The 21207-nt window shown below is 35.8% G+C and carries 19 protein-coding genes; all 19 read left to right on the top strand.

The genetic code is table 11. From position 1 onward, the window contains the following. On the top strand, positions 1-687 hold a 687-nt coding region (locus BLO53_RS17770), incomplete at its 5' end, for a nucleotide sugar dehydrogenase (protein WP_304528430.1). A 63-nt stretch (positions 688-750) separates the two neighbouring features. Beyond that, positions 751-2136, top strand: a complete 1386-nt coding sequence (locus BLO53_RS17765; protein WP_092064747.1) for a hypothetical protein — start codon at positions 751-753, stop codon at positions 2134-2136. A 53-nt stretch (positions 2137-2189) separates the two neighbouring features. After that, on the top strand, positions 2190-3296 hold the full coding sequence (gene wecB, locus BLO53_RS17760; RefSeq protein ID WP_092064744.1) for a non-hydrolyzing UDP-N-acetylglucosamine 2-epimerase: 1107 nt from the start codon (positions 2190-2192) through the stop codon (positions 3294-3296). 46 nt (positions 3297-3342) lie between these two features. Continuing rightward, positions 3343-3957, top strand: coding sequence for a CatB-related O-acetyltransferase (locus BLO53_RS19820; protein WP_304528435.1), 615 nt, complete (start codon positions 3343-3345; stop codon positions 3955-3957). 11 nt (positions 3958-3968) lie between these two features. After that, positions 3969-5078, top strand: coding sequence for a glycosyltransferase family 4 protein (locus BLO53_RS17750; RefSeq protein WP_092064741.1), 1110 nt, complete (start codon positions 3969-3971; stop codon positions 5076-5078). Positions 5079-5120: 42 nt separating this feature from the next. Continuing rightward, positions 5121-5525 carry a sugar 3,4-ketoisomerase gene (locus BLO53_RS17745; RefSeq protein ID WP_092064739.1) on the top strand — a complete coding sequence of 135 codons (405 nt, stop codon included), beginning with the start codon at positions 5121-5123 and terminating at the stop codon, positions 5523-5525. 18 nt (positions 5526-5543) lie between these two features. Further along, entirely contained in the window at positions 5544-6086 is a 543-nt protein-coding gene (locus BLO53_RS17740; RefSeq protein WP_092064736.1) for a GNAT family N-acetyltransferase, read from the top strand. A gap of 41 nt (positions 6087-6127) precedes the next feature. Next, on the top strand, positions 6128-7504 hold the full coding sequence (locus BLO53_RS17735) for an MBOAT family O-acyltransferase (protein WP_092064733.1): 1377 nt from the start codon (positions 6128-6130) through the stop codon (positions 7502-7504). After that, complete coding sequence (locus BLO53_RS17730) at positions 7504-8982, top strand: hypothetical protein (RefSeq protein WP_092064730.1); 1479 nt, start codon at positions 7504-7506, stop codon at positions 8980-8982. Before BLO53_RS17735 ends, BLO53_RS17730 begins: the two co-directional genes overlap by 1 nt. A gap of 20 nt (positions 8983-9002) precedes the next feature. Next, positions 9003-10451 carry an MBOAT family O-acyltransferase gene (locus BLO53_RS17725; RefSeq protein WP_092064727.1) on the top strand — a complete coding sequence of 483 codons (1449 nt, stop codon included), beginning with the start codon at positions 9003-9005 and terminating at the stop codon, positions 10449-10451. 3 nt (positions 10452-10454) lie between these two features. Further along, on the top strand, positions 10455-11879 hold the full coding sequence (locus tag BLO53_RS17720) for a hypothetical protein (protein ID WP_143003274.1): 1425 nt from the start codon (positions 10455-10457) through the stop codon (positions 11877-11879). A gap of 16 nt (positions 11880-11895) precedes the next feature. Continuing rightward, the gene (locus BLO53_RS17715; RefSeq protein ID WP_092064721.1) at positions 11896-12969 is read left to right on the top strand and encodes a glycosyltransferase WbsX family protein; all 1074 of its coding nucleotides are present in this window, start codon (positions 11896-11898) and stop codon (positions 12967-12969) included. Positions 12970-13057: 88 nt separating this feature from the next. Beyond that, positions 13058-13591, top strand: coding sequence for a CatB-related O-acetyltransferase (locus BLO53_RS19805; RefSeq protein WP_092064719.1), 534 nt, complete (start codon positions 13058-13060; stop codon positions 13589-13591). A gap of 47 nt (positions 13592-13638) precedes the next feature. Then, a complete protein-coding gene (locus BLO53_RS17705) occupies positions 13639-15120 on the top strand; it encodes a glycosyltransferase family 4 protein (RefSeq protein ID WP_092064716.1) in 1482 nt (493 codons plus the stop codon). Further along, a complete protein-coding gene (locus BLO53_RS17700) occupies positions 15117-16370 on the top strand; it encodes a glycosyltransferase (RefSeq protein ID WP_092064713.1) in 1254 nt (417 codons plus the stop codon). Before BLO53_RS17705 ends, BLO53_RS17700 begins: the two co-directional genes overlap by 4 nt. Positions 16371-16394: 24 nt before the next feature. Further along, positions 16395-17966 (top strand): glucosyltransferase domain-containing protein, encoded by a 1572-nt coding sequence (locus BLO53_RS17695; RefSeq protein ID WP_176757351.1) that lies wholly within the window; start codon positions 16395-16397, stop codon positions 17964-17966. Between the two features lie 14 nt (positions 17967-17980). After that, positions 17981-19063 (top strand): polysaccharide pyruvyl transferase family protein, encoded by a 1083-nt coding sequence (locus tag BLO53_RS17690; protein ID WP_092064708.1) that lies wholly within the window; start codon positions 17981-17983, stop codon positions 19061-19063. A gap of 20 nt (positions 19064-19083) precedes the next feature. Next, positions 19084-19476 (top strand): coenzyme F420 hydrogenase/dehydrogenase beta subunit N-terminal domain-containing protein, encoded by a 393-nt coding sequence (locus tag BLO53_RS17685; protein WP_092064704.1) that lies wholly within the window; start codon positions 19084-19086, stop codon positions 19474-19476. 95 nt (positions 19477-19571) lie between these two features. Next, a complete protein-coding gene (locus BLO53_RS17680; RefSeq protein ID WP_092063818.1) occupies positions 19572-21191 on the top strand; it encodes an IS1634 family transposase in 1620 nt (539 codons plus the stop codon). The last annotated feature ends 16 nt before the right edge of the window (positions 21192-21207 follow it).

Here is a 21207-nt window from a genome sequence, read left to right as displayed (position 1 = left end):
GCCAAGGTTATCGAGAACTCACAGCGTGATATCAACATCGCATTCATGAACGAACTTTCAATGATCTTCAACAAGATGGGAATCGATACAAAGAGCGTCCTTGAGGCAGCAGGTACAAAGTGGAACTTCCTTAACTTCCGTCCAGGTCTTGTTGGTGGACACTGTATTGGTGTTGACCCATATTACCTCACATACAAGGCTGAGGAACTTGGTTATCACTCACAGATCATTCTCTCAGGCCGTCGTATCAACGATGACATGGGTAAATATATAGCAGAGTCAGCAGTTAAGCGCCTTATTGCCAATGACATTCCTGTCAAGAATGCCAAGGTTGCAATCCTTGGATTTACCTTCAAGGAGAACTGCCCAGATACACGTAACACTAAGATTATTGATATCTACAATGAACTTGGTGAGTACGGCATTACACCTATAGTTGTAGATCCACAGGCTGATGCAGACGAGGCTAAGAGACTTTATGGCATAGAGTTTGACTCTATGGATGCTGTCAAGGATATGGATGCTGTTATCATGGCTGTAGCTCACGATGATTTCAAGGCATACAAGCCAGCGGACATTGCAAAGTTCTTCAATGCCAACCACAGCACTAAGGTATTTATGGACCTTAAGGGTATTTACAACCTTGAAGACTACAAAGCTCCAGAGTTTGACTATTGGAGACTGTAAGAATAATTGATGAATAGATATATTGTCTAGACATAAAGCTGTCATCAACAAAAGGTCATTATAATGAAAAGATGGTTGAAATCTACTGCATTTAAAATATCGATTGTATTATTTGTGATCAGCATATTATTATCAGCAGTTTCTTTTATTCTAATAGATAGTTCCAGTGTACTGATTGGCCAAGGCGTGTACAATATTGTGGTTGGGGTATCAACTAATCTGCTCGGGATTATTATTACAGTGTCATTTGTACAGTTCTACTTGGACAAGAATGCCAAAAGGCAAGAAGAGGTAGATGAATACAAGAAAATACTTAGACATGATAGATATGCGAAAATACTTATTAAAGAGTATATGAAGTATTATAATTCTGTTGTTACTCCTCTTGGAAAGCGCAATCAATTAGTAACAGAAGGTTTTGTGCATGACTTTCAGTTAAGCGATATGGCAGACATGTATACATCAACTATTTTTCTAAAGGATCGATTATATACTCCAGTAATCGAAAAATTTTACGAGTGTGAAGAAGAGTTGCTTCGCTATTTTGAATGTATGCTGGACGAAATTGATTTTAAATATGCTGATGATTTGGGAAATCTACTAATTAGTTTTATAGCGAAATCTAAAGAACAAGATGTTAGGAAAGGCATACTAGGTTATCAGCAAATATCTGTAGGAAATAAAAAGGAGAGCGACTCTATTGCAGATAAACTGAGGCATTCTACGAGAGACTACGTCAATGATTATTTGAATGGACAGCTTAGTTCACACGTAATGATACCAGTTGTTCAGTTATTCTTTTATTTGAGAATGCAGAGGGATTATATAGAAGAATATATGTATGAAATAGATAAGATATCTCAAAAAAATGAAGATATGGTACTAGAAACTAATAGAAATGGAAACTTGGTTGGAAAGCTGCGGCAGAGTAAAGCAAAAAGTAATTCTAAAGATTATGGTAACATGCCGATTGGCCAGTTAGTAAACGAACTAATAAAAAAGAGTAGTCTACGTAAGTCTATTGATTATAATATAGACGTGATTCGGCGCATTTACAGTAAACTATCTGGAGTACAAAAAGACTTTCTATGCAGATATCTATGCAATAACAGGCCGACTGTGGAAAAAAGGCCCCAATATAGTAACCTTATGCTAGTGGTATTACCTGTGTTTGCTATGTCCTATACGCTAGGGACGACAATGATGACTGTAATTGGATCTGTAGAAAGTGTGCGAATTGTCAGTGATTTCATATTGAAGTTGAATAATTTGAGTTTTTATTTGCTCGTAATAGGAATATTTGCATGGGTGGCAGATTGTATTTTTATATTGTTAAATAATTATTTGCGGAGAAAGAGAAGACTAGTTACAGAAGTAGTTTCTATGCTTTATGAAGCTGAAATGTCAAAGGTAGTCAATGAAAGTATAAATCAAACATATAATCAATAGCTCATTTTGGAAAAGTAGAATGTATTTTAAACCTATAGGTGGATTTTGGTGATATGAAAGTTATAACTGTTTTTGGAACACGACCAGAGGCGATAAAAATGTGTCCTCTGGTTATTAAACTAAGAGAAAATGAAAATATCCAATGTGTAGTTTGCCTTACTGGACAGCACAAGGAAATGCTATATCAGGTTATGGAAGCGTTTGGAGTTAAGGAGGATTATAACCTTGATATTATGAAAGACAGACAGACGCTTACAACAATTACTACATCTATTCTTGAGAGGATTGAACCTGTTCTAAAAGCTGAGAAACCTGATGTCGTCCTTGTGCATGGAGATACCACTACTTCATATGCTGCGGCGCTGGCAGCATTTTATCAGCAGATTCCTGTTGGACATGTGGAGGCAGGTCTGCGGACAGGGGATATTTATTCTCCTTTCCCTGAAGAAATGAATAGGCTTCTCACAGATAGAATCAGTACATATTACTATGCACCTACTAAGCTGAATCAGAAAAATCTGGCGAAGGAAGGCATTATAGACAACGTATATGTAACAGGAAATACAGTTATAGATGCATTTCAATATACTGTAAAAGATGGCTATAGTTTTTCAAATCAGATATTAAAAAATGTAGATTTCTTAAGTAAACGTGTGATTACAGTGACTGCCCACAGAAGAGAAAATCTTGGTCATCCGCTTCGAAATATTTGCAATGCAATTAAAAGACTTGCAGAAGAAAAACATGATACTCTGTTTATTTATCCTGTACACCTTAATCCAGCTGTAAGAGATACTGTTTTTGATGTTCTTGATGATGTAGATAATGTTCTTTTGATAGATCCGGTAGATGTTCTTGATATGCATAATTTGCTGGCGCGTAGCTACATGATTATGACTGATTCGGGAGGATTACAAGAGGAAGCACCGCATTTCGGAAAACCTGTTTTGGTCTTAAGAACTGAAACTGAGAGGCCCGAGGCTGTAGAAGCTGGAACGGTGAGAGTAGTTGGCGTTGAAGAAGAATCAATTTATAAAGAGGCTATGACTTTGCTTGAAGACTGTGAAAAATACGATGAAATGGCAAAGGCTGTTAATCCCTATGGGGATGGTCATGCGAGCGAGCAAATAGTCCAAGCTCTGCTTGATATAGAAAGATAAACGTACAATAATAGTGATTTTTCAGAATTACAAGAAGGAAAAAGATTTGATTGGTTACTTGTGGAGTAAATTAATAAAAAAAATACGATGGAAATCGATAGCTTCATCTGAAATAGACCGTACTTCCAAAATTGAAGCAGGTAGTCAGGTTGTAAATACAGTAATGGATAAGTATTCATTTTGTGGATATGACTGTAAGATTATCAATTGTAAAATTGGTAAGTATGTTTCGATAGCTGATGGAGTGGTCATTGGTGGTGCAAGACATCCTATGGAGTGGGTTTCTATGTCTCCGGTTTTTTATCATGGACGCGATAGTATAAAAAAGAAATTTGCCGAGTTCCCAAGAGAAGATGATAAGCGTACAGTAATAGGCAATGATGTTTGGATTGGTGAGAGAGCACTGATAAAAGCAGGGGTTACCATAGGGGATGGCGCTGTGATTGGAATGGGATCAGTGGTCACAAAAGATATTGGAAGTTATGAAATATGGGCAGGGAATCCTGCTAAGAAGATACGCGATAGATTTTCTGAAAATCTTAAAGAAGATTTATCAGAATCGAAGTGGTGGGATTTACCCGATAATGAGATTCAGAAATTAGCTGTATCTATTAGGTCACCAGAAGAGTTTATAAATACAATGAGAGCTATAAAGGACTAATTAACTAGAAAATGAAAGTATTATTTATAACAAATGTTCCATTTCCATATACCGTAGATTATTTAAGTGAGCTTGGAAAGAAGTGCGAGTTAGTGGCATGTTTTGAAAGAGCAACATCTTCAGAAAGAGATAAAAGCTGGGCAGAATTTGAACTCAAGAACTGTAAAGCAATAATCATGAAAGGCATAAATATTGGAGTAGAGGCAGCTTTGTGCTTTGAAGTTATACGGCACATAAATGAAGAAAAAGCTGATATTGTGCTCATATCAAATCCATGTACACCTACAGGAATAATTGCTCAGCTGTACATGAAAATACATAATATAAGATATTGCATTCAGAGTGAGGGAGCCTTTGTTGGAAAAGGATGGGGGCCAAAAGAACAGTTGAAACTGTTGACGATGAAAAATGCCACCATGTATTTTAGTACAGGTAAATGCCAGGATGATTATTTTTTGAAATATGGTGCAAAACTAGAGCAGATAAGACGATTTCCATTTACGACTTTATGGGATAACGAGATAAAAAAGAAGATTGTTTCCAGAGAAAAAAAGGACGAGATTAAGAAAAAGCTAAATATCAAGGAAGATTCAGTCATTCTTTGTGTGGGTCAGTTTATTCCTCGTAAGGGAATAGATATACTTCTTAAGTCTATTTCAGATGTTGATGGACAAGTAAGAACCCTGATAATTGGTGGCAAGCCTACAGAAGAATATCTTAGTATTTGTGAAGAGAAGAATTTGAAGAATGTTACTTTTATCCATCACATTAGCAAGGAGCAGTTAAAAGAGTATTATGATGTAGCTGATATATTTGTTTTGCCAACAAATTATGATACTTGGGGGCTTGTTATTGTAGAGGCTATGTCATATGGTGTGCCGGTGATTACGACTGACAGTTGTGTGGCTGCGTGTACTTTGATTGATAATGGCGTAAATGGGTATGCATTGAAGGCAGGAGATGTTGATGCTTTCAGTAATACTATAAATGCTGTTATTGGAGATAAAGAACTATTGCAAAGCATGGGGCAGAAAGCCTTAGAGATGATGCAGGGTTATTCTATTGAGAATATGGCATACTCCATAATGAAAGGCCTCAATGAATTGACTACAATTTCTTGACGCATGGTAAACAGACATCAGATATTAAAAGAGGAAAAAGTAATGCAAGTTGTAAAATATATGTTTCAGCCACATGGGGATGATCGTGGTCAGCTCGTGGCGTTAGAAGAATTTAAGGATATACCTTTTCATATAAAGCGAGTTTACTATATGTATGACACAGCTAGTGGGGTTGTGCGTGGTAAGCATGCGCATAAGAAGCTGGAACAGATTCTTATTTGTATTAGTGGAAGTTGTAAGATTCTGCTTGATAACGGCTCAGAAAAAAAAGTTGTAAATTTAGAGAAACCATACGAGGGGTTATACATTTCCAATGACATGTGGCGTGAAATGTATGATTTTTCTGATGATGCAGTGCTTATGGTTTTGGCATCAGAATTGTATGATGAGAGCGATTATATTAGAGATTATGATGAATTTTTAAATATGGTTAGGGAAAATTCATAATCAAAGGATAGCGTAAGGATGATGTTGAGATCACTAAAAAATGAGGATGCTCCATTTATGCTTGAATGGATGCATGATGAAAGTGTAGTTCACAATCTTCATAAAAACTTTGCTAGTTTCACAATAGAAGATTGCTATAGGTTCATTGATTTCAGTACCAAAGAACAAGGTAAAGATATTCATTTTGCAATAGTTAGGGATGATGGTTCAGATGAATATTTGGGCACTATTAGTCTTAAAAATATAGATAGAGAGACAAAAAGTGCTGAATTCGGCATTACCATTAGGAAGAGCGCGATGGGAACCGGATGTTCACAAGAAGCGATGGAAGAGTTATTAAGCAAGGTAATTAAAGAAAACGGCATAACCAGAGTGTACTGGTGTGTTGATACTAAAAATGTAAGGGCTCTTAAATTCTACGATAAAAATGGATATAGCCGTATTTGTATTACCGATGTTGAGGATATTTACAGTTTGGTTTTATCAAGCGGGCAGTATAATCGTGATGAAATAGATAGTTATGTTTGGTACTTATATGATATAGATTCCGGTAATTTGTAATTGTTTGGTATGGATTAAAGAAGAGAAATGAGAATAATAATATGATTTACATTACGGTGGGATATTATTTTTTTGTAGCTTTTTTGGTTTTGATGTACTATATAGTCTCTATTAAATACAGATGGATTGTTCTTTTGATTGGCAATCTGTCTTTTTATGTTTTATTTTATCAAAAGGCTTGGCACATTATTTTTGCGACTTTTTGCATCACGTTTTTAATTGGCAAATTAATGGATAACCCTCGTTTTAGGACAATGCTTTTAGCGCTGGGGGTACTTACTATAGTTTTACCATGGGCATTTTATAAGATAGATTTTCTCCATGGAAGTATAATAGCTCCGCTTGGAATATCATTTTATTCATTGCAATTAATTGCTTATTTGGTTGATGTATACAAAGGGAAAATTGTGGCCGAGTCAAATATATTTAAATTTGTATTATTTGCAGGCTTTTTTCCACAAATAGTGCAAGGACCAATACCTAGATATAAGAATTTACAAAGTCAGTTGACTAATGGTAACTATTTTGATGAAAGAAAGATATCAGAAGGGTTTTTATATATTATTTGGGGCTTCTTCCTAAAAATGATGATAGCAGATCGGGCTGCAGTAGTAGTAGATACTGTGTTTGACAACTATCAGGCTTATAAAGGTGGTTACATTTGGCTTGGAGCATTTTTATACAGTATTCAGCTGTATACAGATTTTTATTCATGTACTTCTCTTGCTAAAGGTGTGTCAAAACTATTTGGAATTGAATTAGTAGATAACTTTGCCAGACCTTATTTTGCATCTTCAGTCCGTGATTTCTGGAAAAGATGGCATATATCACTTAGTAGTTGGCTAAAAGATTATATTTATATTCCCCTCGGTGGAAGTAGAAAAGGGCTATTGAGAAAGAGTGTCAATCTGCTAATTACTTTTATGGTAAGTGGAGTATGGCATGGTGCAGGAGTTAATTTCTTGATGTGGGGGATTCTTCATGCATTTATGCAGATAATTGAGTCTTTTGAAGGAAAAAGAAGTTTCAATAGTAGCCTTGTAAAGGCACTTATTAGAATTAGAACGCTGCTATTTGTTGGAGGTGCATGGGTGATCTTTAGGGCGTCCAATCTTGCTGTGGGTATCAGTATGTTGCGAGATATGTTTATAGTATGGAATCCCTGGATATTTTTTAATGATAGAGTTTTCTCATTAGGACTTGATTGGAAGGAAATGGTATTGTTATTCGTATCAATAGCGTTATTATTCTGGGTAGACTTATGCAATGAGCGTGGGGATTCAGTATTAAGGAAAATACTGGAGCAGAAATTTGTTATCAGATACTTTATATATGTATTTGCAATCATTTTAATTGCAATATATGGAGCATATGGATATGGGTATGATTCTCAAGAGTTTATATATGGGGGATTTTGATGAAAGTGCATTATAGATTTATATGCAAAGTGTTGATAATTGCAAGTTCGTTAGTCATTTTGATGATTGTTATCACAAAGCTTTTGACACCTAAAAAGTTATACAATGTAGAATGGCCGACAACGCTTACTTATACAGGCTTTTATGAAATGCCAAGAGACACAGTTGATGTATTATTCTTTGGGAGTAGCCATGGAGCAGCTGCGTTTGATCCTCAGGTTGTTTATAATTTGTATGGGATTAAGAGCTATAATCTTTCATGTGAACAGCAAAATCTGCTGGTATCTTATTATTGGCTTGAAGAGGCACTTAAATACCAAAGCCCGAAGGTTGTGGTACTGGACCCGTTCATTCTTTTTCCATTTTATAGAGATGAAGCGTTAAATACTTCCGAAATATGTACAAGACTTGCAATAGATCCAATGAGATGGTCACATAACAAACTGAATGCAGTGATGGATATCTGCAAGTTTGATGGAAGTCAGAGTATCGATAGTTATTTTCTTAAAACTATTAGATTTCATGCAAAATGGAAAGCTCTTAAGGAACATGATTTTTCATATGCTAAAATGGAGAATCATTTTGAATTGAAAGGATATGCACCATTATCCAACTATATGGTGAATGCCAATGAAAATTATATGCCTTTTCGGAGTGTAGATGCTGAAGGCATAGAAATGGTTCCATTAATGCAATCCTATTTAGATAAAATAGTTGACGTATGCAAAGAACGCAATATTGCGCTTTTGATAGTGAAGACACCCACTACTAACTGGGATATCGACAGATATAATGAAGTAAAATCATATTCAGAAAAAAATAATATACGGTATATAGATTTTAATGAAATGGATACTAATACAGATAGTGGTTTTAGTTATCTATATAGTATGAGCGATGATGAGCATTGCAATTTGTGGGGAGCCGAAACAGTTTCAGCTTATGTGGCGGGAATGCTTTATAATGATTATGGTGTTACCGGGGGAGATGGATATGAGGCGTGGGCTAATACAAACGATTATTACTCACATATCGCACATGATTGTGAACTGAGGCGAATGTTATGGGAAGATGATTATTGGGATGGCATACGTAGTCAGGATTATACATTATTTGTAACTGTCTATCGTGATGGATTAGAATCGATTTCGCCAAAGAGTATTGAAGGATTACAAGCTTTAGGAATAGAGTTTCCAATGGGAGAGGAAAGTAAGAATTACTGTGCTGTTGTGGATGGTGGAAAGGTAATGGAAAAAGTAAGTGAAAATGCTTTTACTGAGCTTGGAGCAATACGTGATGGTATAGTAGATTATAAAGTTGAAGTTGATGGTTTAAACTCATATGTTTCGACTAAAATTGATAATGTTGATTATTCAGTAAATAAAAAGGGAATCAATATTGTAGTTTATAGTAATTTGACTTGGAAAGTCATAGATTCGGTATGCATAGATTCTGATGGAAGGGTAATACGAAACTGAGTGCATAGGATGGATTACGGATGCAGTTTAATAGTTATGAATTTATTTTTTTCTTTTTGCCAATATCAGTGATACTTTACTTTGGCGGTAATAGAATAAAACCAGCTATTGGCAAAATAGTTATTATAATTGCCAGTTTGTTTTTTTATTCTTGGGGTAGGCTAAATATGCTTATTTATTTGGGAATAAGTATATTAGTGAACTATACATTGACCTTATTGATAATACGACTAAAAAATCATAAAAGAATAATAGTCATTTTGGCGGTTGCCGCTAACGTTGGATTTTTGCTGTACTTTAAATATCTTGGATTTATTGCATTTAATATATCTAGAGTGCTGAGGCATTCAGCAGAATTTCACGAGATTATTTTACCTTTGGGAATTTCCTTTTATACGTTTCAGCAGATAGCTTACATTGTAGAAACTTCAAATGGAAATATAAGCAGTGCTAAGCTGTTGGATTATTTAGCTTACATTTTGTTCTATCCTAAACTTGTAATGGGGCCAATCACTGATCCGGTTTCTTTTTTATCACAGCTTAATGATTCTAAAAATATTAAAATCAATACTTTGAATTTAGCTTGCGGTATTAAAATTTTTAGTTTAGGACTTGCTAAAAAGGTTATTTTGGCTGATACATTCGCAAAAGCAGTTACATGGGGATATTCTAATTTTGCATCGGCAACAGCTATGGATTGTATGCTATTAGTACTATTCTATAGTTTTGAAATATACTTTGATTTTAGTGGATATAGTGACATGGCCATTGGAGTTTCAAAGATGATGAACATTGAACTTCCAATGAACTTTGATTCGCCATATAAAGCTATATCTATTCGTGATTTTTGGAAAAGATGGCATGTTTCCCTTACAAGTTTTTTGACGAAATACATTTATATTCCGCTAGGTGGATCTAGAAAGGGAGCATTTTTCACTTATCTTAATACTATGATTGTCTTTATCGTAAGTGGAATTTGGCATGGAGCAAATTGGACTTTTATTTTATGGGGATTACTACATGGAGTATTCAGTTGTCTGGGCAGAATGTTTGAAAAAATAGAAAACAAGATATTTATGCCGATTAGGTGGCTATGCACATTTGGAATAGTTAGTGTTTTATGGTTGTTATTCAGTGTAGAATCTATTGGACAGTGGAAGGCAATTTTATACAAAATTTTATTAATGCAGGATACATCTATTAGTGAGGGCATGGTATCAACTTTTAATTTGATAGAGAGTCGGTTTATATATGATGTTTTTCGATTGAACTTTCTTTCAGAAAATGTAAGAGGATTTAGTATGGTGGTCTTTATTTTTGTAGCATGCTTTATTTCTTTTATTCCTGAAAATAACTACAGAAAAAAAGATAAGCTTGGAATAAGTTCATTGATATTATCTTCCCTGGCATTTATTTGGGGTGTATTATGCCTTGGAGCGGAATCAACTTTTGTATATTATGGGTTTTAAATTATGAAACAAAAAAGATGGTTGGCCGTGTGGCTTATTATTGTATTACTGGGATTAATAGTGGCAGGAAGTAACGTGTATATTGTAGATCCGTTTTTCCATTATCACGAACCAAATTTAAACCAGTATTATTATGAATTAAACAACCAAAGAAGTCAGAATGATGGGATTATAAAGCACTTTGATTATGATGCAATGCTGGTAGGAACATCTATGTGTTCGGGATTTAAAAACACTGAAATAGATGAATTGTTTGAGTGCAATTCTATTAAAACTACGTTTTCTGGTGCTTTTTACAAGGAAATCAATGACAATATAGAAACAGCATTAAGAGTCAACCCGGATTTAAAATTGGTAATACGTGGCTTGGATTTATCTTATTGTATGAGAATAGATGAGAATAGGACTGACTTAGGTGTTTATCCTACATATCTATACAATAAGAATCCGCTTGATGATGTTCATTACCTTATTAATCGTGATATATTATTTGGGCGGGTTTATCCCATGATTATCGGTTCTAAGCAAGGGGTGACACCTGGGATTACCTCTTTTGATGAGTATCCTGGATATATGGAGGGATATTCTTTTGGAATAAATACTGTAGTCCCTGATGGGGTAACCGTGGTGGAAACGTCTGATTTTAGCCATCTAACAGATAGCGACAAAGAAATAATTAAAAAAAATCTGGAACAAAATGTTATAAGAACAGCAGATGAAAATCCGGAAGTGGATTTTTATTATTTCTTTCCGCCTTATAGTATGGCTTATTGGTGTCAGGTTTATAATCAAGGGGAAATATATAGCTGGCTAGAAGCTGAAAAATATATGGCAGAATTAATTGTGCCGCATCACAATATTCATTTGTTTTCATTCTTTGGCAGACAGGATATAATAACTGATTTAAACAATTATAAAGACTCTATGCATTATGCTTCATGGATATGTAGTTTAATGTTGAAATGGATGAAGGAAGAAAATGGTAGATTAACAGAAGATAATTACTTGGAAATATTGGAGCAGGATTACAGGAGCCTTACAGAGTACGATTATGCATTACTAAATGCACAGATGGATTATGAGGCTGACTATTATGCGGCAGCTGTAGTTAATAAAGAATTATCGGGAGCAGATCCACTTAATGTTTCAGAGGACTTTAAGAATGGAATAAGACGCTATTATAATCTTGATGATGGCTATAATTACTTATGCTTTAATGGCCAAAAGCTTTCAGGAGAAGGGAAAAGTACCATTAGCGTATATAATAATAACAATGAACTTCTAATAAAAAAAGAAATAGAATATACAGATAGCGATTTTGATAAACATCAATTTGTTATGGATCTGACATATTATACAGGTGATGTTACTATAGCGGTTGATAATCTGGATTCTGAATATGATATAAGTGAAATGACTTTGTACTGAACGGAGAAACGAATTAATGAGATTAGTTGCATTATATTTACCACAATATCATCCCACAGAAATAAACGATAAATGGTATGGCAAAGGATTTACAGAATGGACTAATGTGGCTTCGGCGAAGCCATTATTTAAAGGACATTACGAACCGCATATTCCGGCAGATCTTGGCTTTTATGATCTGCGGTTGCCTGAGGTGAGGAGAGAACAGGCAAGACTTGCACAGGAATATGGAGTAGAAGCATTCTGTTATTGGACGTATTGGTTTGGAAATGGTGAAACAGCTCTTGATATGCCAATTTGGGAAGTATACAAGGATAAATCAATTACTCTTCCATTCTGCCTTGGCTGGGGAAATCATTCATGGGAAAAGAAAACCTGGGACAATAATGCTAAAAATGAACTGATAGTAGAACAGAAGTATCTTGGAGAAGGCGATTATTCGAAATTTTTTTATACTATGTTGCCTTTGTTTAAGGATGAAAGATATTTTAGGGTAAACAATAAGTGCTTCTTTATAATTTATGAACCACTTGATAACGCGAAGGAAATCTCGGCATTTATAACAAAGTGGAGAGAACTGGCAACAAAAGAGGGAATCGGAGATTTCTTTTTTGTTGGTAAGGATTTTGATAGCAGGGATAAAGATAAAATATTATCTGTCGGATTTGATGCAATATACAATGATGATGTTTTTAATATTCATCATAAGTTATCGTTGTTAAAAAAAGTGTTATTAAAATTTCAGAGAGAAGTATTGAGACACCCGACTGTATTCAAATACAAAGATGCCTTAAAATATATGATCACAGATGACTGTAAGAATGATAACGTTATTCCAACGGTTGCTCCTAACTGGGATCATTCTCCGAGATCAGGGGCAAATGCAATTATCCTTGAGGATTGTCAGCCAAAGTATTTTAAAAAAGTACTTGAAATAGCAAAAGAGACAGTAGAGCATAAAGATAGTGAAAAACAGCTTGTAATTGTTAAGTCATGGAATGAATGGGGAGAGGGGAATCATCTTGAACCAGATAGGAAATATGGAAGAGGATACTTAGAGGCCATCAGAGATGTAATGAGGGAAGGATAAAACGTTGTTTGCATCATTGCTGTACAGATATAAACTTCATAAAGCACGTTCTCGCTGGAGAAAAACAAATTCGCATAATGATACATATATGGGAGAAGAGTTTAATCCAGATTTGGTAAGTGTAGGTAATGGGACATATGGGCTTTTGAATATAATTAATTATTCAAATACCTACAAACTTATAATTGGTAATTATTGCAGTATAGCCCCCAATGTCTGTTTTGTTGTTTGTGGAGAACATAGGACGGACAGTATTTCTACATATCCATTCAATGTAAAGATCCTTGGAGAAGAATACGAGGCAGTTTCCAAGGGGAATATTCAGGTAGATGATGATGTATGGTTTGGAGTTAATGTAACTGTTTTATCAGGAATACACATTGGCCAGGGAGCTGTTATCGCAGCGGGATCAGTAGTAACAAAAGACGTACCACCTTATGCTATTGTTGGAGGAAATCCTGCGAGAGTTATCAAATATAGATTTCCTGATTCTCTTATTAATGAATTGATGTCAATAGATTATTCTCAATTATCAAGAGAAAGCATTGAAACGAATAGAGAGAGTATAGGGGTAGAACTTAAAGATGAAAAGCAGTTGTCTTGGCTTCCGCGTAAACAGTAGATCAATCAGTGGATGCCACAAAAATAAAAAATGGGGAATTATTACAGATGCGTTCTAAAGATATAAAAGGTTATATTGAAAAGGTTGTTGATGAATTAAAGAAAAGAATAAGTATCTGCATCTGTAAAGAAAAGTATAATGATGCGCTTTCGTTGATTTCGATATGTTCCTTTTTTTTATACTCTACAAATATTTATTACACTGATGAAGAATTGGAAAAAGATGTTGAAATAATAGCCAATTTCATAAGCAATACCCAATTTGCTTCAGCTAATAGATATAGTTCCAATGACTGCACAGTTTTTTACGATGGATTTGGACTAAACAACAGAGGTCTTGTACAGATATATTTGCAAGCTCTATGTAAGATAAGGAGAGTTGTATACGTTACTTATCTTGATAGAAAGGAATGTATACCAGATGTATTAAAAATACTTGAAGAATATGAAAGCAAAACTGCCTTTATATGTAGAGAAAAGAGAACAAAAATAGAACAGATAATGCAATTAAGCGATATTGTTCAGGAATATAAACCAGAAAACTTTTTCTTTTACGCGCCTCCGGATGATGTGATAGCAACATCAGTCATGCATATGTATAAGGAAAGCATGAAAAGGTATCAGATCAACTTAACTGACCATGCATTTTGGATTGGCACTAGGTGTATAGATAAATGCATAGAATTTAGAAGGTATGGTGCAAGGATTTCTAGTGAGTACAGAGGAATAGAAAGTAAAAAAATAACCATAATTCCTTTTTATCCAATTATTGATAAGAGTAGACAATTTCAAGGTTATCCATTTGAAAGAGAGCCAGGGCAAAAGGTTATTTTCTCTGGAGGAGCTTTGTACAAAACAATAGATGAAAAGGGCATTTACTATACGATGCTGGATAGTATTCTCTCACACCATGAAAATGTTATTTTTTGGTATGCTGGAAGCGGAGATGATTCCAAGCTACTTAATCTTAGAGAAAAATATCCGAAAAGAGTTTTCCATACGGATGAAAGATCAGATTTGTTTCAGATAATGGAGAATATAGATGTTTATTTTAGTACCTATCCTATGTGCGGCGGATTGATGTTTCAGTATGCTGCGCTAGCTGGTGTAGTACCTGTTACACTCAAGCACGGCGATATATCAGATGATTTTCTGATTGACCAAGACAATATTAAAGTGGAGTTCGCTGATCAGGAGAGCTTATACGCTGAAATAGATAGACTACTGAGTGATGAGACATATGTTGAACAAAGAAAATATCAGATGAAAAGATCAGTTATCAGTCAAGATTCTTTTGAAAAACAGGTAATAAAACTGCTAAATAATGAGGACAATGATGACGCTATTGCAGAATATCAGAATATAGACACAGAAGAATTTAGAAAGTGGTATTTAGAAAAATTGACAAAGGCTGATGTGGACTCACTTTTGGTTAATCACGATAGCTTGAAAATTGGGATAAAATATTACCCCTTTGTAACTATAAGAGGGGGAGTAAATATCTTAAAGAGGAAAGTTGTTCAAAAATGAAAAAAAAAATATGTTTGGTTACTAACTGGTATCCAACAAAAGAAAACCCTACAGCAGGATGCTTTTTTAAAGAACAGGCATTTTCTCTAGGAGCGAGTTGCGATTTTATTGTATTTAGATATCAGGAAAAGACCAGAAAGTCACCATTTCAAAGAGATTATTGTCAAAAAGTTAATGCAGAGAAAAACACTGTAGAATATGTCGCTATTGCTTATATTCCTCTATCTATCAGATTACACGATGCAGTGCACAATTTCCTTATGCAGAGGTCTGAGAAGACTGAGATCGGAGTAGGAATATATGTATCTGAAAAGAGAAAAAAAATAGTTGCTCAAAAGCTAAAAAAACTATTTGATCAGGCGAAAGAAGATGTGGATGTGTTTTATTGCGTTGATGGTCAGAATGAGGCATATAATCTGCAATGCTTATCTAAGGTATATGGTAAGCCTTATATCATTGGAGAACATGCGCCAGTGCCGCTTCCAGGGACATTGATAAGTGATGTAAATAAGAAAGCTATTGAGCAGGCAAATTTGTTTTTGGCAATCAGCAATGATAAAATACGTCAGCTACTAATGCAGAATATACGACTTCCCAAAACTGTTTATATTGGAAATATGATAGACGAGACAAAGTTCTTATATGCCCCCAACAAAACGGTAGATTATAAGAAATTTATCATTGTAGCCGCCCATTCATTTTATAAAAACTATGACATGTTTATAAATGTAATGAATAGGCTGACAGAACTAACTGATAAAAAATTTGGCGTGATGATTGTAGGCTATGGGGCAAACAAAGGCTATTCTAAAGATGTTGAAGCTTTTGAGGAAAAAATAAGAAAAACAAAATTTGCTGGTAGTGTACAACTTATTCCAGAAGTATCAAGAGATGAAATTGCTAGTGTTTATAACCAAGCAGATGCTTTTGTGATGACATCTATACAGGAAGGGCAGCCAGTATCGACTATGGAAGCTGCCTGCTGTGGACTTCCTATATTTTCTACTCGTTGCGGTGGAGTAGAAGACTACGTTGATGATGAAATTGGTAGAATATACGATGTATTAGACGTCGAGGGAATGGCTAATGGGCTAAAGGATTACCTGGAGGGAGTACTGAAGTTTAATTCTTTAGCAATTCGCCAAAAAGTTGTAGATAGATTTGGCACTAAGGAATTTTCTTCAGCATTTATATGTGCTGTTAACGTAGTAATGGAGCAATTTAGTGACTATAAGCAAGAGTATCAGTAGAAAGAAAAAGTAAAAATGTGCACAATGGATTTTAGCAATAAAAAGGTTAAAAATTCTTTATTTGTAATTGTTTTCATAATGTTTGGGTGGATAGCATATGCTCCCATGACAACAAATTTTCTCTCAAACCCCGATGGAATCTATCTGGGGATTATTAATCGTGATGGTGATGGAAGCGCAGCTTTTGGAAGAATTGGAGTGGGCGCGGTAATAAAGCTTATGTATAGCGTTGTTTCTCCTAATCTTATGATGATTATAGCGCTTTTTATTTTAGGAATAGCGATTTGTCTAATAGCAGATGCTTTTGATGTTGACTCATTTGTGGGTATTGGGGTATTAGGTGGGATATTACTCCTTAGCCCTGCAATGTCTAGCCAGCTGACTTATTATTACTGTATGGTTCAGTATTTGCTTGCCTATTTGCTAGGAGCTTGTGCGTTCTATCTGATTGCAAAGCATGATAGCTGGATAACGGTGGTAATAGCTTCTGTGGCTATATGCATTCAATTGACTTTATATCAAGCTTTTTTATCTGTTACATGTGCGCTGGGGGCTTTTTATTTATTAAAACTAGTGCTTACTAATACTGACATAAAAAAAGTATTGGTTAAAATGCTTAAGTTTATAATTGCGGCTGTAGCCGGTGTTTTGTCCTATGTAAGCCTTCTAAAAGTTCTTCATGTAGAGTTGGCGGATACCAGAGGCTTTGATAAGCTGGGGCAAATCGATATTATACTGCGCATAAAACTGGTAAAGTATGCATACGTATATTTTATAGATTTCATGTTTGGTAATGATTATATTAACAACAGCTGGATGCATAGGGACTATGTTAACATATTTGTTTTAGCTGCTTTCTTAGTGTTGCTTACTATGATTGTCGTGAAAAATAAGTTATATAAGAAAATGTCAAGCCTCTTGCTAATCATAGTATATGTATTAGCGTTACCTGTTTGCTACGAGCTTATGGTAATTATGGCACCTGAGGTTGATATTCATGGGACAACAGGCATAATAATGGTTCCTGCAATGAGTATTTATTATATGGGAATAGTGTTCATATGGAAGGTGCTGTTTAATAAGCCTGATAGAAAGTTTAAGCATGAATGGGTAAGAAGTCTTTTATATAAAAATGGCTACGCTATCGTACTTGCGCCGATTATTTACTGCTTTGTTCTTTTTACTGTGGTATTTCAAAATGTTATGTGGCTTAACTATCAGAGCACTTATTCACTTTGCCAGAAAATGAGCTACAAGATAGATGAATTTGGTGGACGTGAAGAGAGAGTACAAGTTACATTTATGGGGAAAATAAATGATGGAAAATATCCATTTAATCATCAGGAAATAAGAGATGTAGTCAGGGGAACATTAGCTGAATATGGACAGATCTGGGAAGGCGGAAGTATTGCTAATCATTGTTATAAAGCCTTTTATAATAACTATTTTGGAATAAACTATAATATAGTTAGCAATGAAATCTATAATCAGATTGCTTTATCCGATAGCTTTGCTGACATGCCAATCTTTCCTGAGGCTGGTTCTGTGGTGCGAGACGGCGATGTAATAATAGTAAAAATAAGTGAAGTAAATTGAATTTTGAGGATAGTATGAAGAAGGTTGGAATTATTACTTTTCATTTTGTGAATAATTATGGTGGAGTGTTGCAGACCTATGCACTTCAGTCTGTGGTAAATGAATTAGGACATGACGCTAAAGTTATTGATTACAGGAACTGGTTTATCAGATTTACGGATGCAGTTCGAGTATTGCCCATAACAAAGAAATGGGCTGTTTTAAATTCAGGTTTTAAAACAATGGCAGAACGCCTGGAGAGAATACAGAAAATTCAAAATTTTGTACGCGGCAAACTGAAATTAACAAAGAGAGTGAACAGTTTTTCAATAAAATCACTTAATGGAGATTTTGATAAGTTTATATGCGGAAGTGACCAGATATGGAATCCATTTCTAACCTGTGGAGTGGATGGTGCATATTATCTTGACTTTGTAGACGATGATAATAAGAAAATAGCGTATGCTCCAAGTATGGGGACGGGAAGAATTCCTGGTGTAATGCTAAAGAGAATGTTTACTTTGATCAGACATATACCACACCTTTCTATCAGAGAAAAAACCAGCGAAGCTATAGTTTGCGAAGGCGTTGGAAGACACGCAGAAGTTATGGTGGATCCTACACTTCTTGTTTCTAAGGAAAAATGGGAAAGACTGTGTGAGGCACCTCAGAATATGCCGGATAAGTACATCCTTCTGTACATGATGCAGGGAGATGATCATATTTACCGCTTTGCTAGAGCTATAAAAGAGAAATACAAGCTCCCAATTGTGGAAATCAGTAGATACGGATTTAATCCTGGTTTTGCAGATAAAGTATTGGTGAATGTAGGAATAGAGGAGTTCTTAGGACTTTTCCATAATGCTGAGTATGTATGTACAAATTCTTATCATGGTTTTGTATATGCTATGATTTTTGAAAAGAAACTATGCTTGATTCCGTCAGTTCATTTTAGCGCTAGAATTAAAAATCTACTGACACTTCTTGAGATGGACGAAAATGATATATCTACATATGATAACTTGCTAGTGAAATTCGATTATGATAATATTGAAAAAGTATTGAAGGATTATAGAAATAGGGCTTTAACCTATCTTGATAGAGCTATAGGATCATAAATTCGAGAAAGATATACATTATGACATATGATAAGGAACCCAGAGCCTTTGCTGGGTGGAATAGAGATGAATATATTCGCTTAAAAAGCTCCTCGGGTGGACTTTTTACAGCATTGGCTGAATATGTTCTAGAGCAAAGTGGAGTAGTTTGCGGATGCGTTTTAAATAGTGAGTTAAAAGCTGTACACGTTATCGCTGAGAGGTTGGAAGATCTTGATGCGATGCGTGGCTCTAAATATGTGCAGAGTAGTAAACAAGACGCATTTAGGAAAATAATAGGGTTTTTAAAGGCAGATAGAAAAGTTTTGTTTGTTGGAACTCCTTGTGAATGTGCAGGTCTAAAAGAGTTGGTTGCTCATTCTATCCTGGATTCTCGGAAACGTGACGATGAAAACCTCGTCACAGATTTCTGAAATCCGCTAAAATACTGAATTTATTGCCATTTCTCTCTTGATTTTTGCATCGTCATGTTTTATAATAATTATAGAAAACATGACGAGGTGGGGCGATGGCAATCATTACACAAACTGACAAAAGATCCGGTATTACCTACGCTTACGAGACAACCTATTACTGGGACAAGGAGAAACAGCAGTCGAGGTCCAAGCGTGTCTGCATTGGAAAGGTTGACCCAGTCTCTGGGGAGATAATCCCTACCAGAGGACGCGCAAAGAAAGGCGAGTCCAAGACTCCTAAAGCTTTGCCTGCCAGAACAGGCCCGGTCACATATACTGAGACAAAGCACCTTTATTTTGGCGCCACATATCTTCTGGAGCAGTTTGCTGATCAGATAGGACTTACAGCTGATCTTAAGCAGTGCTTTCCGGATATGTACAAAAAGCTTTTGTCAGTAGCTTTTTACCTTGTACTTGAGGATAACAATCCTCTATACAGGTTTGAAAAATGGAATCTTACCCATAAGCATCCTTATGGACAAGATATAGCTTCACCCAGAAGCAGTGAGATGTTCGCATCCATCACTGATGATCAGATAGCCAAGTTCTTGCGGTTACAGGCCAAGAGACGTGTCGAGGATGAGTACTGGGCTTATGACAGCTCCAGCTTCTCAAGCTACTCAGAAACTCTTAAGCAGGCTCAGTGGGGCAAGAACAAGGAAAACGACAGGCTTCCTCAGATAAATCTCCTTCTTGTGTTCGGAGAGAAATCCGGTCTTCCGTTCTATTACCGCAAGCTTGCCGGCAACATCCCTGATTCAAAGACGGTCAAGCACCTTCTTGAGGATCTGGATATCCTGGGCTTTGGCAAGACCAAGTTTGTCATGGACAGAGGCTTTTACTCTGAGGACAACATCAATGGTCTGTACAGGGAGCACGTGAAATTCCTTGTAGGAGTCAAACTCTCCCTGAAGCTCATCAAGAAGAATCTTGATGAGGTTTATGATGATATCCGTATGTTCAACAACTTCGACGAAGGCCTTAATACATATGGGCTTACAGTCAGTGCTGAGTGGAATTATACTCAGGACAGGCCATATAAGGGCGATACTATCGAAGAGAAACGCCGGATCTACATCCACTATTTCTACAGCATCGAAAGAGGTGCTGATGAAGAGCAGGCTTTTGACAAGCGTATCATGGACTACTGCAATGAGCTTCTTTCCGGCAAACCGGTTGAGGACCACAAGAAAGCTTACGCCCGCTTCTTTGAAGTAAAGGATACTCCTGTCCGTGGAAGACAGGTCTACTACAAAGAAGATGAAATCAAAGCTGCTCGTAAGTACATAGGATACTTTGCCATTATCACTAACGAGAAGATGGATGCCTTTACCGCTCTTCATCTATACAGGATGAAGGATGTTGTAGAGAAAGCATTTGGCAATCTCAAGGAGAGGCTCAACATGAGAAGGCTTCTCACTAAGTCAGAGAAGAATCTCGATGGCAAAATATTCAACGAGTTTATAGCACTAATTCTGATTTCTCACCTTGATCACAAGATGAAGGAAACAGATTTATATAAAACTTACACAATGCAACAGCTGCTTGATAAGCTTGATGTCCTTGAGTGTTACGAGGACGAAAAGCGTGCGCTCAGGATTGGTGAGCTTTTGGACAAGCAGGCTGATATATACACGACTCTCGGAGTGGCATTACCAACCTCGTCATGTTAATCTGAGAATCCAGGTT

Source organism: Butyrivibrio sp. INlla14 (assembly GCF_900102515.1).
In the GTDB taxonomy this organism is placed as follows: domain Bacteria; phylum Bacillota; class Clostridia; order Lachnospirales; family Lachnospiraceae; genus Butyrivibrio.
Note: the sequence above shows the minus strand (reverse complement) of the source record. Positions and strands in the feature narration are given on the sequence as shown.